At 66.4% G+C, this 14,502-nt stretch carries 12 protein-coding genes and 2 tRNA genes; 9 read left to right on the top strand and 5 right to left on the bottom strand.

Features of this window, described 5'->3' with window-relative positions:
• Positions 1-346: 346 nt before the first annotated feature.
• Both AC3WOH_RS27180 and hrcA read right to left on the bottom strand, forming a co-directional pair.
• Positions 347-423: transfer RNA gene (locus AC3WOH_RS27180), tRNA-Ile, on the bottom strand.
• A gap of 51 nt (positions 424-474) precedes the next feature.
• Entirely contained in the window at positions 475-1,473 is a 999-nt protein-coding gene (gene hrcA, locus AC3WOH_RS27185) for a heat-inducible transcriptional repressor HrcA (RefSeq protein WP_007855554.1), read from the bottom strand.
• A 163-nt stretch (positions 1,474-1,636) separates the two neighbouring features.
• Here hrcA and AC3WOH_RS27190 point away from each other — a divergent pair, with 163 nt between their 5' ends.
• Genes AC3WOH_RS27190 through rapZ form a run of 3 tightly spaced genes read left to right on the top strand, consistent with a single transcriptional unit; the run spans position 1,637 to position 5,128 of the window.
• On the top strand, positions 1,637-2,542 hold the full coding sequence (locus tag AC3WOH_RS27190) for an NAD kinase (RefSeq protein ID WP_492232421.1): 906 nt from the start codon (positions 1,637-1,639) through the stop codon (positions 2,540-2,542).
• A gap of 2 nt (positions 2,543-2,544) precedes the next feature.
• Positions 2,545-4,260, top strand: a complete 1,716-nt coding sequence (gene recN / locus AC3WOH_RS27195) for a DNA repair protein RecN (protein ID WP_492232422.1) — start codon at positions 2,545-2,547, stop codon at positions 4,258-4,260.
• Entirely contained in the window at positions 4,250-5,128 is an 879-nt protein-coding gene (gene rapZ / locus AC3WOH_RS27200; protein ID WP_492232423.1) for an RNase adapter RapZ, read from the top strand. The genes recN and rapZ overlap by 11 nt, the downstream gene beginning before the upstream one ends.
• 13 nt (positions 5,129-5,141) lie before the next feature.
• On the opposite strand, the gene mutY is transcribed toward rapZ, so the two are convergent.
• The 3 genes from mutY to mutM form a co-directional block, all read right to left on the bottom strand.
• Positions 5,142-6,206: an A/G-specific adenine glycosylase gene (mutY, locus tag AC3WOH_RS27205; protein WP_492232424.1), complete on the bottom strand. Its 1,065-nt coding sequence runs from the start codon at positions 6,204-6,206 to the stop codon at positions 5,142-5,144.
• Complete coding sequence (locus AC3WOH_RS27210; protein ID WP_492232425.1) at positions 6,203-8,179, bottom strand: dynamin family protein; 1,977 nt, start codon at positions 8,177-8,179, stop codon at positions 6,203-6,205. The genes mutY and AC3WOH_RS27210 overlap by 4 nt, the downstream gene beginning before the upstream one ends.
• 148 nt (positions 8,180-8,327) lie before the next feature.
• Positions 8,328-9,143 (bottom strand): bifunctional DNA-formamidopyrimidine glycosylase/DNA-(apurinic or apyrimidinic site) lyase, encoded by an 816-nt coding sequence (gene mutM, locus AC3WOH_RS27215; RefSeq protein WP_492232426.1) that lies wholly within the window; start codon positions 9,141-9,143, stop codon positions 8,328-8,330.
• Positions 9,144-9,172: 29 nt separating this feature from the next.
• On the opposite strand from mutM, the gene AC3WOH_RS27220 reads away from it, so the two are divergent.
• The 6 genes from AC3WOH_RS27220 (at position 9,173) to AC3WOH_RS27245 (ending at position 14,316) form a co-directional block, all read left to right on the top strand.
• Positions 9,173-10,972: a tetratricopeptide repeat protein gene (locus AC3WOH_RS27220; RefSeq protein ID WP_492232427.1), complete on the top strand. Its 1,800-nt coding sequence runs from the start codon at positions 9,173-9,175 to the stop codon at positions 10,970-10,972.
• On the top strand, positions 10,972-11,490 hold the full coding sequence (locus tag AC3WOH_RS27225) for an outer membrane lipoprotein LolB (protein ID WP_492232428.1): 519 nt from the start codon (positions 10,972-10,974) through the stop codon (positions 11,488-11,490). Before AC3WOH_RS27220 ends, AC3WOH_RS27225 begins: the two co-directional genes overlap by 1 nt.
• A gap of 28 nt (positions 11,491-11,518) precedes the next feature.
• Positions 11,519-12,376 carry a 4-(cytidine 5'-diphospho)-2-C-methyl-D-erythritol kinase gene (gene ispE, locus AC3WOH_RS27230; RefSeq protein WP_492232429.1) on the top strand — a complete coding sequence of 286 codons (858 nt, stop codon included), beginning with the start codon at positions 11,519-11,521 and terminating at the stop codon, positions 12,374-12,376.
• Positions 12,377-12,406: 30 nt separating this feature from the next.
• Positions 12,407-12,483: transfer RNA gene (locus AC3WOH_RS27235), tRNA-Gln, on the top strand.
• A gap of 60 nt (positions 12,484-12,543) precedes the next feature.
• Complete coding sequence (locus AC3WOH_RS27240; protein ID WP_184857070.1) at positions 12,544-13,518, top strand: ribose-phosphate pyrophosphokinase; 975 nt, start codon at positions 12,544-12,546, stop codon at positions 13,516-13,518.
• Between the two features lie 165 nt (positions 13,519-13,683).
• Positions 13,684-14,316: a 50S ribosomal protein L25/general stress protein Ctc gene (locus tag AC3WOH_RS27245; RefSeq protein ID WP_184857071.1), complete on the top strand. Its 633-nt coding sequence runs from the start codon at positions 13,684-13,686 to the stop codon at positions 14,314-14,316.
• The last annotated feature ends 186 nt before the right edge of the window (positions 14,317-14,502 follow it).

Genomic DNA, 14,502 nt, shown 5'->3' on the forward strand with positions numbered 1-14,502 from the left:
GACCGGGCACGCGCTCGCGGCCCGCTTCACCCAGGGCCGCCATTTCGGGGGAGAAAACTGCGGATGCCAGGACCGTTTGGCCTATCGTTCTGACATGCACCACGCCAGCGCGCCGCAAGGCCCACCCCTGCAGGCCTGCAAACGTGACATAACGTGTCTTTGCATCGTAACGGTAACGTTGCATCACCGCAGTGATTCGGCGCACAAGTTACATGCAGATGCTCTGGCGAGCCCTCCCCGGGCAGGGGAGGGTGCAGGGGGTGGTAAGGCGGGGAAAATAGCGCGGCGCGAAACGCCAAGCATGCTGATAGCTGCAATTTTGATAGCAACTATGGCAGAAGGGATATGGTAGGGCGTGAGGGACTTGAACCCGCGACCAAAGGATTATGAGTCCTCTGCTCTAACCAACTGAGCTAACGCCCCTTGTACCAGACCGAAGATGGGGCACGCGGTATTGTAGGGGCAAGCAGGCGCTCAGCGGCGGTGGCTCAGCGCATTGGAGACCAGCTTGGAGGTGATGTCCACGATCTGGATCATGCGATCGTAGGGCATGCGTGTCGGGCCGATCACGCCCAGGGTGCCTACCACCTTGCCGTCCACCTCGTAGGGGGAGCTCACGATGGAGAGTTCCTCGAACGGCACGACCTGGCTTTCGCCGCCGATGTAGATGCGTACGCCCTCGGCCTGGCTGGAGAAGTCCATGAGCCGCAGAATCTGCGTCTTTTGCTCGAAAAGATCGAAAGCGCGGCGCAGATTGCCCATGTCGCTCGAAAAGTCGCTCACGGACAGCAGGTTGCGCTCGCCGGAGATGACCACCTCGTCCTGCGCCTCCCCCTCCGAGCCCACATTGACGGCCGCCTGCATGAGCGTGCCGATCTCGCCGCGCAGTGCATCCACCTCGGACTTCAGGCGCTCGCGCACCTGCTCCATGGCCAGGCCGGCGTAGTTGGCGTTGAGGAAATTGGCGGCCTCGATCAGCTGCGACTGCGAGTGATCGATGTCGGTGAAGATCACGCGGTTCTGCACATCGCCCTCGGGCGAGACGATGATCACCAGGAAGCGCCGCTCCGACAGGCGCAGGAATTCGATGTGCCGGAACACCGAGGTGCGCCGTGGCGCCATCACCACACCCACGAACTGCGACAGGTTGGACAGCAGGTTGGCGGCATTGGCAATCACCTTCTGCGGCTGCTCGGGCGCCAGCGGCGGTGAAATCAAAGGGTCACGCTGCACGGTCAACATCGTGTCGACGAACAGACGATAGCCCTTGGCCGTGGGAATGCGCCCGGCCGAAGTGTGCGGGCTGGCGATCAGGCCGAGTTCTTCAAGGTCGGCCATCACATTGCGGATGGTCGCCGGCGACAGGTCCATGCCGGAGGCGCGCGAGAGCGTGCGCGAGCCCACGGGCTGTCCGTCGGCTATGTAGCGCTCCACGAGCGCCTTGAGCAGCAACTTGGCACGGTCATCAAGCATGCGGTCGATTTTAATGAGGGAAGCGGGTGTTTCCCTGTCGCGTTTCGTCTATCGTTGTACAGAGAAGTCCGCATGGGATGCACTAGCATTGCGCAACTTGCCCCCGCCGGACGCAAGGCCTCGCCCAGGCTCCGTGTTCCCACAACAATGATGTAATTTGACGATGCCCTCCAATTTCCGCCATGTAGCGCTCATCGGCAAGTACCAGCAGGCATCGGCTGCAGGCGCCTCTTCCATGACCGAGGGCTCACGCCAGGCCCTGCAGGACATCGCGCAATTCCTGCAAGGCCAGGGCTGCAGCGTGGCCCTGGAGGCCGAGACGGCCGCCAATGCCGGCCTGTCCGACTACCCCACGATGGATGTGGACACCATCGGCACCCAGTGCGACCTGGGCCTGGTGGTGGGAGGCGACGGCACCATGCTGGGCATAGGCCGGCAGCTGGCGCGCCACAAGACCCCGCTGATCGGCATCAACCAGGGGCGGCTGGGCTTCATCACCGACATCCCCTTCGGCACCTACCAGACCACCCTGCCCCCGATGCTGCAGGGCGAATACGAGGAAGACCTGCGCCCGCTGATGCATGCCCGCGTGGTGCGCGATGGCCAGGTGGTCTTCGAGGCACTGGCCATGAACGACGTGGTCGTGAACCGGGGCGCCACCTCGGGCATGGTGGAGCTGCGCGTGGAGGTGGGCGGGCGCTTCGTGGCCAACCAGCGCGCCGACGGCCTGATCATCGCCTCGCCCACGGGCTCCACGGCCTACGCGCTGTCGGCCGGCGGCCCCATGCTGCACCCGTCCATCCCCGGCTGGGTGCTGGTGCCGATTGCGCCGCACACCCTGTCCAACCGTCCCATCGTGCTGTCAGACGCCACAGAGATCGCTGTCGAGGTGGTCAGTGGCCGCGACGTGAGCGCCAATTTCGACATGCAGTCGCTGGCCTCGTTGCTGCACGGCGACCGCATCCTCGTGCAGCGTTCCGAACACTGCGTGCACTTTCTGCACCCCCTGGGCTGGAACTATTTCGCTACGCTGCGCAAGAAGCTGCGCTGGAACGACGGGGGCTCCTGACCATGGCCCTGCGGCGCATCACCCTGCGCGACTTCGTCATCGTCCAGGCGCTGGAGCTGGACCTGCAAAGCGGCTTCACCGTGCTCACAGGCGAGACCGGTGCCGGCAAGTCCATCCTCATCGACGCCGTGCAGCTGGTGCTCGGGGCCCGCGCCGATGCCGCCCTGGTGCGCGAGGGCTGCCCCCGCACCGATGTCTGCGCCGAATTCGACGCCCCGGCCCACATCCGCCCCTGGCTCGAAGAGGCCGGGCTGGAGGGCGAAGACCTTCTGCTGCTGCGCCGCACGGTGGACACCCAGGGCAAGAGCCGCGGCTGGATCAACGGCACACCCGCCACGGCCACACAGTTGCGCGCGCTCGGCGAGCTGCTGCTCGACATCCATGGCCAGCACGCCTGGCAGAGCCTGACCCGGCCCGAATCGGTGCGTGGCCTGCTCGACGCCTACGCCGGCACGAGCGACCGCCCCACGGCCGAGCGCTGGAACCAGTGGCGCCAGGACCAGAAGGCCCTGGCCCAGGCCCGCGCCGCCCAGGCCACGCTGCAGCAGGAGCGCGAGCGCCTGCAATGGCAGATCGCCGAGGTGGACAAGCTGGCCCCGGGCGACGACGAGTGGCCCGAGCTCGATGCCCAGCACAAGCGCCTGTCCAACGCCTCGGCGCTGATGGACGCGGCCAACGCCGCCATCGCAGCCCTCTCGGGCACGGATGCCGAGGGCGATGGCGGCGCGTTGGACGGCCTGTCCCGCGCGCAGGACCTGCTGCAGGGCCATGAGCACCTGGAGGCCGAGTTCGCCAGCGCCGCCGACATCCTCAACTCCGCCGTGGCGCAGGCGGGCGATGTCGTGCATTCGCTGCACGCCTATCTGCGCCACAACGACCTGGACCCTGAGCGCCTGGCCGCCGTGGATACGCGCCTGTCGCTGTGGATGACACTCGCACGGCGCTACAAGCGCAGCCCCGTGGAGCTGCCCGCCCTGCTGCACGGCTGGAAGGCCGAACTGCAACAACTCGATGCCGCCGCCGATCTGGTGGCGCTGGAAAAGGCCGAGGCCGCCAGCGCCCGGGCCTACCAGGCCGCGGCGCGTGCCCTGTCGCTGGCGCGGGCCAAGGGTGCGCCCCGGCTATCGACCGCCATCACCCAGGCCATGCAAGGCCTGGGCATGGCCGGCGGCCAGTTCGAGGTGTCCCTGGGCAAGCTGGCCGAGCCCGCCGCCCACGGTACGGACGACGTGGCCTTCCTCGTGGCGGGCCACCCGGGCGCAAGCCCGCGGCCCATCGGCAAGGTGGCCTCGGGCGGCGAGCTGTCGCGCATTTCGCTGGCCATCGCGGTCACCACCAGCGCCCTGGGCGAAGCCCCCACCCTGATCTTCGACGAGGTGGACTCGGGCGTGGGCGGGGCCGTGGCCGACACCGTCGGCCGCCTCATGCAGCAGCTGGGGCGCGACCGCCAGGTGCTCACCGTCACCCACCTGCCCAAGGTGGCAGCGCGCGCCGACCACCACCTGGTGGTCTCCAAGCGCAGCGGCGCCAAGGGAACGGCCAGCCAGGTGGTGGCGGTGCAGGGCGAGGACCGCATTTCCGAAATGGCGCGCATGCTGGGCGGCGACGACTCCAGCAAGGTGACCGTGGCCCATGCGCGCGAAATGCTCGCCATCGCACCACCGCCGTCCAAGGCCCCGCGCAGCCCCCGAAGGAGGAAAGAGACCGATGGCGCTTGAGATTGTGCTGATCACGGGCATGTCCGGCTCCGGCAAGTCGGTGGCCCTGCATGCCCTGGAGGATGCGGGCTATTACTGCGTGGACAACCTGCCGCCCGAGCTGCTGCCGGCCTTCGTCTCGCTGGAGCACCGCCACCATGGCAACCGCGTAGCCATTGCCATGGATGTGCGCAGCGCCACCTCGCTGCCGCTGGTACCGCTGGAACTGGACCGGCTGCGCAAGCAGGGCGTGGTCGTGCACTCGCTGTTCCTGGACGCGACCATCGACACCCTGGTGCGGCGCTTTTCCGAGACACGCCGGCGCCACCCGCTGTCGCACGACGAGCTGACCCCGGATGCGCTCAAGCAGGGCCGGCGCGCGCTGGTGCAGATCATCGAACTCGAGCGCGAGCTGTTGGCCGAGCTGCGCGAGGAGGCGCATGTCATCGATACCAGCGCCATCCGCGCCTCGCAATTGCAAAGTTACGTAAAGACCTTGATGGCAACGGCGCCCGGGCAACTGACCCTGGTGTTCCAGTCCTTCGCCTTCAAGCGGGGCCTGCCCGTGGACTCGGACTATGTGTTCGACGTGCGCATGCTGCCCAACCCGCACTACGAACCCGAACTGCGTGACAAAACCGGCCTGGATGCCCCGGTGGCCGATTTTCTGCGCGCCCAACCGGATGTGGCACTGATGCAAAGCCACATTGAAGGCTTTCTGGCCCACTGGCTGGACATGCTGGACCGCAACCACCGCAGCTACGTGACGGTGGCCATCGGCTGCACGGGGGGCCAGCACCGCTCGGTGTATTTGGTGGAACGCCTCGCCGAGGCCTTTGGCCGGCGCTGGGCCACGCTGCGGCGCCACCGCGAGCTGGACGGTCGCTGAAACAGCCGCCCGGCTACAAGAGACTGCCGAAGAGATTGCCCAGCAGCTTGCGGATGGGCGCAGGCAGCCCCATGGCCTCCCACTCGCTGGCACCGTACCAGCCACCCTCCCCGGGCATGGCGCCACCCATGCGCGCTGTGAGCAGCACGGGGTGCAGATGCAGGTCGCGGTGCGTCAGCACATGCAGGAAGGCGCCCAGTTCCTCGGTCTGCCCCGGTGCCACGGACAGCCGGGCCAGGTGGTCGTGCAAATGCGCCGGGTCGGCAAACACCGGCGGGCAGAACAGCCCGGCCCAGATGCCGGAATCGGGCCGGCGCTCCAGCCACACGCGGCCCTCGCCATCGCGCACCACCAGCAGCCACCAGGATTCGGCCCGGCGCTTGAGCTTGCGCGTGCGCACCGGGTAGCGCTCGGCATCGCCGGCCTGGCCGGCCACGCAGATGTCCAGCAGCGGACACGGCAGGCAATCGGGGCTGCGCGGGCTGCACAGCGAGGCGCCCAGGTCCATCAGGCCCTGGGTGTAACGCGGCATGGCGTTGGCGAGGTCGTCGGTGGGCAGCAGGGCCTCGGCTTCGTCCCACAGCAGGCGCTCGTGCTTTGCAACGGCAAGGTCCGCGTCAAAACCCAGCACCCGGGTGAGTACGCGGCGCACATTGGCATCGAGGATGGGTGTGCGCTCGGCAAAGCAGAAGGAGGCGATGGCCCCGGCCGTGGAACGGCCAATGCCCGGCAGGGTGGCCAGCACCTCCGCCGTGCGCGGGAAGGCCCCGCCATGCAGGGCCACCACGGCCTGTGCACAGGCGTGCAGGTTGCGCGCCCGGCTGTAGTAGCCCAGGCCGCTCCACAGGCCCATGACTTCGTCCTGCGGGGCGCGGGCCAGGGCCTGCACGTCGGGGAAGCGCTCCAGAAAGCGGGCGTAGTAGCCCAGCACCGTGCTCACCTGCGTCTGCTGCAGCATGATTTCGGACAGCCAGACCCGGTACGGGTCGCGCGTGTTCTGCCAGGGCAGGTGGTTGCGCCCAGCCGTCGCCTGCCAGCGCACCACGCGCCGGGCGACTTCCCCCGCCGCAACCCTCATGAAAGCGGCAAGGCCACGTCCACGGCGGACTCTTCGCTCGCGGCCGGATCGGCATCCGGCGGTGCAATCAGTTGCGAGGTCAGCTCCTGCAGGCGGTGCTCCAGCTGGATCAGTTCGCCCTCGCCTTCTTCGATTTCGGCGATGCGCTCGACCAGCCCGCTGGCCGCCTGCTGGATGCGGTCCACGGCCTCCATGCGCCGCGCAAAGCTGCGGCGGCGCTCGCGCAACTGCGCATCGAGCTGGGCCGTGGCGGACTTGCTCCACAGCTCCAGGTCATTCGCGGCCGACTCGTACACGGTGCGCAGGCGCATGGCCAGCGCGCGCACCAGGCGCTCCGAAAACTCGGGCTGCGCCAGCTTGAGCGAATTGCCCACCCCCAGGTACTGCAGATGGCTCTGCTCGATCTGCGACAGATCGTGCGAGAAATGCTCCAGTTGCGGAGGCGGCGGTACCTGCAGCGAGAAGCCGAACTCGGCATTGAGCTGGCGGAAGGTGCCACCCAGCATGGCCTGGATCTCGGTGCCCGAGGCCTGGGCCTTGTCCAGCGTGCCGCGCAGCTTGTCGAAGGTCTGCACATAGATCTTCTTCACACCGAGCTTGAGGCCCTTTTGCTGCAGCAGTTGCGCCAGCTCGGCCAGTTCCACCTTGAGCGCCTTGGAGCCCAGCTGCTGGAACACGTCGCGCAGCAGCTTGAGGTGCACGGCGCGCACGGCCTGGATCTTGGAGGCGGAGAGATCGAACTCGTGCTGCTCCTGCTCGATGCGCTGGCGCATGGACTCGATGACCGAGGCGTTCTTGCCGCGCAGGCTGCGCAGTTCGGCCATCTGGTCATCCAGGTCGCGCCGGCGGATGTTGATGACGCGCCCGGTCTCGGCACGCAGGCCGGCGACACCCGTGGCCACGGCCGCGCGCAGGATGGCCTGGCGCTGGCCCATGATGCCCTTGGCCAGGGATTCCTCGAGCACGGGCAGGCCGCTGGTCTCCAGCAGCAGGTCGTCGGCCGAAATCTTGGCGACCAGGCCCTTCTGGGCGGACACAGGCACCACCTTGTCGGGAGCGACCCCCAGCATCTCGGCAGCCGTTCTGACCTGGCGCTCCATCTGCGCCTGGATCTGCTCGGCCGAATTGAGCGAGTCCCACAGGGTGTCGATCTTGTTGAGCACGACCAGCCGGCCGTCCAAGCTCTCGGCCGAGGTGGCCAGGTGCTCACGCCAGATGGACAGGTCCGAGCGGGTCACTCCGGTGTCGGCGCTCAGGATGAAGACCACGGCATGGGCCTGGGGGATCAGGTTCACCGTGAGTTCGGGCTCGGCCCCCACGGCGTTCAGGCCCGGGGTGTCCAGGATCACCAGCCCCTGCTTGAGCAGTGGATGGGGGATGTTGATGATGGCGTGGCGCCACATGGGCACCTCGACCAGGCCGTTGGCATCGGGAATCGGGTTCTCGTCCACCAGGTCGTCGTGCCAGAAACCCAGCGCGCGCGCATTGTCCAGGCTCACGCGGCGCACCTCGGCCACCTTTTCGAGGGCCTTGGCGATCTGGTCGGGGTCGTTCACGTCCAGCGGGATCTCCTGCCAGCGGTCGGGCCGCAGGCGCCACTCGGCCAGGCCATGCATCTGCAGGCGTGTCTCGATGGGCAGAAGGCGCAGGCTGGGGGCGAAGTCGGCGTCGTAGCCCAGCTCGGTCGGGCACATGGTGGTGCGCCCCGCGCTGGCGGGCATGATGCGCCGGCCGTAGTCGGCAAAGAAGATGGCGTTGATCAGCTCGGACTTGCCGCGCGAGAACTCGGCAACGAAGGCGACCATCACCTTGTCGGTGCGGACCTGGCTCTCCAGGCGCTGCAGGCGCTCCTGGACGGAGGCGTCCATCAACTCGTGGGCATCCATCCACTCGGCCAGCTGCTTGAGCTGCTGAGCGAACGCACGTCTCCACGCGCCATGCTGGTCAAACTGCTCGTTGAATGAAGGTCCCACTTTGCTCCCGGCGTTCGATAACGACTGTTTCTGAACTGAACAAAATATAGCATCGACTGCGCGCCGGCCATAGCTGTGGATGGTGCTTACCCCCCATCATGGGCCGCATACGCCACATTTGTGCCACCGCGCCCACCCCGGCGCACCCTCAGGCCCGTTGGCAGCGGGGACAGAAATAGCTGCTGCGCTGGCCCTGGCGCAGCGCCCGGATGGGTGTGCCGCAGACCTTGCAGGGTGCGCCTTCGCGCCCGTACACATTGGCATGGGCCTGGTAGCTGCCATAGGCACCGTCGGCGTTCGAAAAATCCTTGAGCGTGCTGCCACCCAGTTCCACGGCACGCTCCAGCACCTCGCGTATGGCGGCGTGCAGCCGCCCGATTCTGGCGGGGCCGATGCGCGCCGAAGGGGTCGCGGGCCGAATACCCGACAGAAACAGTACCTCCGACGCATAGATGTTACCGACCCCGACCACGACCTTGCCCGAAAGCAGCATCTGCTTGATGGGCGCACGGCAGGCCTTGATGCCGCGGCTGAAAGCCTCCAGGGTGAAGTCCTCGGACAGCGGCTCCAGCCCCAGGCCGCCCAGCAGCTTCTGCGCCACGGCATCGGCTTCGCCCGCGGCATGCACCACCGCGCCGAAGCGCCGGGGATCGTGCAGGCGCAGGGTGCCCTGGGTGGTGACCAGGTCGAAATGGTCGTGCGGGCCCGGCGGCGGCAGGCCATGGGCGAAGCGCAGGCTGCCGGACATGCCCAGGTGCACGAGCAGGATGCCCTGGTCCAGGTCCACCAGCAGGTACTTGCCACGGCGGCGCACCCCCAGGACCTGTCGCCCTACCAGCGCATCGCCCTCGGCCCCCAGCGGCCAGCGCAAGGGCTTGCCCAGCCGCGCGGCCGTGACCCGGGCACCCGCGATGGCCTGCGCAAAACTGCGTTTTGTTACTTCCACTTCGGGCAACTCAGGCATCCAAAGCCCTCACGAACAGGTAGTCATGCATGGATTATTATGGGTCGATGGTGCCTTCAAACTACTTTCGGTCTGCCGTGTTGACAGTTGCTCTTGCCGCCGTGGCCAGTGTGGGCCACGCGCAGCAGCCGCCCGCCAGCGCCCCCCCTGCGGCGGCCGAACCGGCACCCGACGATGCCGCGAGCAGCAACCCGGCCCTGGATGCCGAGCTGTTCTATGAAATCCTCATGGGCGAGATCAACGCCCGCACCGGCGAGGCGGGCACGGGCTATGCGCTCATGCTGGAGGCGGCGCGGCGCACCAACAACCCCCAGCTCTACCAGCGGGCCGCCGACATGGCCCTGCAGGCGCGCGCCGGCGACCATGCGCTGGCGGCGGCCCGGGCCTGGCGTGAGGCCCAGCCGGAGTCGCGCGAGGCCAACCGCTATGTGCTGCAGATCCTGATCGCCCTGAACCGCATTGGCGAGACGCCTGAATTGCTGCGGCAGGAACTGGCCCAGGCCCCGGTCCAGGCCAAACCCACCATCCTGGGCATCGTGCCCCAGATGTTTGCCCGCGTCAGCGACAAGGCCCTGGCCGCCAAGGTGGTCGAACAGGCCCTGGTGGACGAGCTGGCCAAACCCGCCACGGCGTCGGCCGCGCACATTGCCATCGGGCGCGTGCGCCTGGCCGCCGGCGACAAGACGGGCGCACTGGCCAGCGCCCGCGCCGCCCAGGACCTGGACCCTGCGAGTGAAGGCCCGGCCCGGCTGGGCATGGAGCTTCAGGAAGAAGGCGTGCCCGAAGGGGAAGCCCTGGTGGCGCGCTACTTCGCGCGCCAGCCGCAGGCCACGCCCGAGATGCAGATGGCCTACGCCCGCGTGCTGCTGGGCCAGCAGAAGTACGGCGAGGCCAAGACCCAGCTCGAGTCGGTGACCCGCGCCAAACCGGACCTGCCCGAGCCCTGGCTGATTCTCGCGACACTGCAGCTGCAGGACAACCGCCTGGACCTGTCCGAGACCTCGCTCAAGCGTTTTCTGACGCTCATCGAAGGCCCGGACATCAACCGCGAAGCACGCCAGCGCAGCCTGAACCAGGCCTACCTCCTGTACGCGCAGATCGCCGAGAAGCGCGGGGACTTCGCCGCGGCCGAAGGCTGGCTGGCACGCATCGAGAACTCGAGTGAATTGTTCAGCGCCCAGAGCCGCCGGGCCTCGCTGCTCGCCAAGCAGGGCAAGATGGCCCAGGCCCGCGCGCTGCTGCGCGCACTGCCCGGCGTGACCGACGACGACAAGCGCATGAAGCTGATGGCCGAAGTGCAGTTGCTGCGCGACCAGCGCCAGTTCAAGGAAGCCCTGGAAGTACAGACCGAGCTCGTGGCCCTGGCCCCGGACGATGGCGAGCTGCTCTACGACCAGGCCATGCTGGCCGAAAAGACCGGCCAGTTCGACACCATGGAGAAGCTGTTGCGCCAGATCATCGCGCGCCAGCCTGACTACCACCACGCCTACAACGCCCTGGGCTATTCGCTGGCCGAGCGCGGTCTGCGCCTGCCCGAAGCCCGGCAGCTGATCACCAAGGCGTTGGAGCTGGCCCCGGGCGATCCTTTCATCACCGACAGCCTGGGCTGGGTGGAGTTCCGCATGGGCAACAAGGCCAAGGCGCGCAGCCTGCTCGAAACGGCGTTCAAGGCCCGGCCCGATGCCGAGATTGCCGCCCACCTGGGCGAGGTCGTCTGGAGCATGGGCGAGCGCGACAAGGCCCTGGGCATCTGGCGCGAAGGCCTGCGCCTGAACCCCGAGAACGACAGCCTCAAGGAAACCCTCAAGCGCTTGGGGGCCAGGCCCTGATGCACGGCAACACCGCCGCGCAGCCGACGCACCGCGCCTGGGCATGGTGGCTGGTGCTGGCCCTGCTGTGGCTCACCGGCTGCGCCCAGCCGCCCCGCGCGGCCGACGGTAGTGCGCGCGCCTCCTCCGCCTGGTCTGGCCGCCTGTCCCTGCAGGTGGAGGGGCAGGCCTCGCAATCCTTCTCGGCCCTGTTCGATCTGCAAGGCAATCCCGACAAGGGAGAGCTGACCCTCACCACCCCGCTGGGCAACACGCTGGCGCGCCTGCAATGGGAAGATGGCCGCGCCGAGCTCAGCACCGGGCAGGAGAAGCGCCAGTCCGCCTCGCTCGATGAGCTGTTGCGTGAAGCGACGGGCACGGCCATACCGGTGGCTGCCATCTTCCAATGGCTCCATGGCAACCAGGCCACGGCCAGCGGCTGGCAGGCCGACCTCTCGGGCACGGCCGATGGCCGGCTGGTGGCCCGGCGCCACGACCCCGCCCCCGAAGCCACATTGCGCATTGCCTTCAGCCGCTGAACGCCCGGCGGCTCCTCCCTTTCTTTCCATGCAAGCCCTGTACGACGTGCCGGCCCCGGCCAAGCTCAATCTGTTTTTGCACATCACGGGCCGTCGCGCCGATGGCTACCACCTGCTGCAGTCGGTGTTCATGCTCATCGACTGGTGCGACACCCTGCATTTCGAACGGCGCCCGGCCGGTGCCATCAGCCGCGAGGACCTGGGCCCACCCCTTCCCGAGATGGACCTCGTGCTGCGCGCGGCGCATGCACTGCAGGCAGCCACGGGCTGCGCCCAGGGCGCGCACATCGGCGTCATGAAGCGCGTGCCTGCGCAGGCCGGCATGGGAGGAGGCTCTTCGGATGCGGCCAGCACCCTGCTGGCACTCAACCGGCTGTGGGGTCTGAACCTGTCGCGCCAAGCACTGCAGAAGATCGGCCTCGGCCTCGGCGCAGACGTTCCGTTTTTTTTATGCGGCACGAACGCTTTTGTCACCGGAATTGGTGAGACAATAACGCCGCTTGAGAATGCACAGCAACTTCCGCAAGCGCGCTTCGCGGTCGTCAAGCCCGCGGCAGGTTTGGAGACAAAAGCAATTTTTTCTTCGCCGAACCTAAAACGCGATTCTGAGTGTGCTACAATCTTAGGCTTTGCTGCAACACACTTTGACTTCGGTCGAAACGATCTGCAGCCGGTTGCCGAGGCACTGTGCCCCGATGTGAAGCAAGCCCTGAGATGGCTTGAACAGCGCGGGTTGCAGCCCAGGATGACAGGCTCTGGAAGTGCGGTGTTTGCGCAAATGCCACATGCGGTGGATCTGGAAGACGCCCCGGGCGACTGGCAGGTCAAAGCATGTGACAATTTGATGGTCCATCCCCTGGCTGGGTGGGCATCAGACGAGAATTGAGGTTGGCTGCTTTCAGCAGTTGACCTGTGTAGGGGAGTCGCCAAGCTGGTTAAGGCACCGGATTTTGATTCCGGCATGCGAAGGTTCGAATCCTTCTTCCCCTGCCAAATTTCTTTCACGCGCTTTCTCTCGCGTACGGGCTTTTATTTCAGACCGCTGGGACGCTCATGCAAGGCAATCAACCCGACTTCATGGTATTCACCGGCAATGCCAATCCTGGCATGGCAGCTGAAATCGCCCAGCATCTGGGAACCACCCTCGGCGCCGCCGACGTGGGCCGCTTCTCCGACGGTGAAGTGACTGTCGAGATCAAGCAGAACGTGCGCGCACGCGACGTCTTCGTGGTGCAGTCCACCTGCGCGCCCACGAACGAAAACCTGATGGAACTGCTGATCATGGTCGACGCGCTCAAGCGCGCCTCGGCAGAGCGCATCAGCGCCGTGATCCCCTACTTCGGCTACGCCCGCCAGGACCGCCGCCCCCGTTCTTCGCGCGTGCCCATCACCGCCAAGGTGGTGGCCAACATGCTGCAGGCCGTGGGCGTGGCCCGCGTGCTGACCATGGACCTGCACGCCGACCAGATCCAGGGCTTCTTCGACATTCCGGTCGACAACATCTATGCCTCGCCCGTGCTGCTGGGTGACCTGCGCCAGAAGAACTACGAAGACCTGATCGTGGTCTCGCCCGACGTGGGCGGCGTGGTGCGCGCCCGTGCTCTGGCCAAGCAGCTCAATTGCGACCTGGCCATCATCGACAAGCGCCGCCCCAAGGCCAACGTGTCCGAGGTGATGCACGTGATCGGCGAAATCGAAGGACGCAACTGCGTGATCATGGACGACATGATCGACACCGCCGGCACGCTGGTGAAGGCCGCCGAAGTGCTCAAGGAGCGCGGCGCCAAGAGCGTGTACGCCTATTGCACGCACCCCATTTTCTCGGGTCCTGCCATCGAACGCATCGCCAAGGGCACGGCCCTCGATGAAGTGGTGGTGACCAATACGATTCCCTTGAACGACAACGCCAAGGGATGCGCAAAAATCCGCCAGCTCTCCGTGGCGCCGCTGATCGCCGAGACGATCCAGCGCATTGCCAAGGGCGAGTCGGTGATGAGTCTGTTCTCGGACCAGGAAAACCTGTTCTGACAATCCCGGGCCTCGCAAGAGGCCTTCGGTTTTTGCAGGACGGTGAACACCAAGCCTCCTTCGGGAGGCTTGTCCGTTGGTTCGGGGGCAAAGTGTGGCCTGCCAAGGCAGGTCTTTTTCAACAGGGCACGACTGGTCGCGGTCTGCCCTTTTCAGGAGCTAGTTATGAACTTCGTCGCTTTTGAGCGCGCCAAGCAGGGTACGGGTGCGAGCCGCCGTCTGCGCAATTCGGGCAAGACGCCTGGCATCGTCTACGGCGGTACCGCTGAACCCCAACTGATCGAGATCGACCACAACGCACTGTGGCACGCCCTCAAGAAGGAAGCCTTCCACTCCAGCGTGCTGGACATGGAAGTCGCCGGCACCACCAGCAAGGTTCTGCTGCGTGACGTGCAATACCACCCCTACAAGCAACTCGTGCTGCACATCGACTTCCAGCGCGTGGATGCCAAGACCAAGCTGCACATGAAGGTGCCACTGCACTACAGCGGCGCTGAAGAATCGCCCGCCGTGAAGGTGGACAAGTGCATGGTCAACCCCGTAGTGAACGAACTCGACGTGTCGTGCATGCCTTCGGACCTGCCTGAGTTCATCGCTGTGGACCTGTCCAAGCTGGAAAAGGGTTCTTCGCTGCACCTCAAGGACATCAAGCTGCCCAAGGGCGTGAGCGCCGTGATCCGTGGCAACAAGAACAATCCCGTTCTGGTGTCCGTGGCTGCTCCGGTCGTGGTCGTCGAGACCCCTGCCGAAGCGGCTCCTGCTGCAGACGCCAAGGGCAAGGGCAAGGGCAAGAAGTAATTTCTGCTTCTTCTGCTTTTTGCACAGCAAGAACGGCTCACTTCGGTGGGCCGTTTTTGTTTTGTGGCTTCAGCTTGGTGTCGATGGCTACCGCATGCCTTGTTTAAGTGCGGGAGCCGGGATGTGCGCCCGGCGGCGCACCTACTTTCTTTTTGCGCAAAAAGAAAGTAGGCAAAGAAACAGCGC

This window comes from Acidovorax sp. FW305-C-20-28 (assembly GCF_058783375.1).

What these genes read in the sequence shown, in the direction of transcription:
- hrcA (WP_007855554.1), bottom strand. Translation starts at nt 1,473, where the DNA reads ATGCTTGATGACCGTGCCAAGTTGCTGCTCAAGGCGCTCGTGGAGCGC.
- AC3WOH_RS27190 (WP_492232421.1), top strand. Translation starts at nt 1,637, where the DNA reads ATGCCCTCCAATTTCCGCCATGTAGCGCTCATCGGCAAGTACCAGCAG.
- recN (WP_492232422.1), top strand. Translation starts at nt 2,545, where the DNA reads ATGGCCCTGCGGCGCATCACCCTGCGCGACTTCGTCATCGTCCAGGCG.
- rapZ (WP_492232423.1), top strand. Translation starts at nt 4,250, where the DNA reads ATGGCGCTTGAGATTGTGCTGATCACGGGCATGTCCGGCTCCGGCAAG.
- mutY (WP_492232424.1), bottom strand. Translation starts at nt 6,206, where the DNA reads ATGAGGGTTGCGGCGGGGGAAGTCGCCCGGCGCGTGGTGCGCTGGCAG.
- mutM (WP_492232426.1), bottom strand. Translation starts at nt 9,143, where the DNA reads ATGCCTGAGTTGCCCGAAGTGGAAGTAACAAAACGCAGTTTTGCGCAG.
- AC3WOH_RS27220 (WP_492232427.1), top strand. Translation starts at nt 9,173, where the DNA reads ATGGATTATTATGGGTCGATGGTGCCTTCAAACTACTTTCGGTCTGCC.
- AC3WOH_RS27225 (WP_492232428.1), top strand. Translation starts at nt 10,972, where the DNA reads ATGCACGGCAACACCGCCGCGCAGCCGACGCACCGCGCCTGGGCATGG.
- ispE (WP_492232429.1), top strand. Translation starts at nt 11,519, where the DNA reads ATGCAAGCCCTGTACGACGTGCCGGCCCCGGCCAAGCTCAATCTGTTT.
- AC3WOH_RS27240 (WP_184857070.1), top strand. Translation starts at nt 12,544, where the DNA reads ATGCAAGGCAATCAACCCGACTTCATGGTATTCACCGGCAATGCCAAT.
- AC3WOH_RS27245 (WP_184857071.1), top strand. Translation starts at nt 13,684, where the DNA reads ATGAACTTCGTCGCTTTTGAGCGCGCCAAGCAGGGTACGGGTGCGAGC.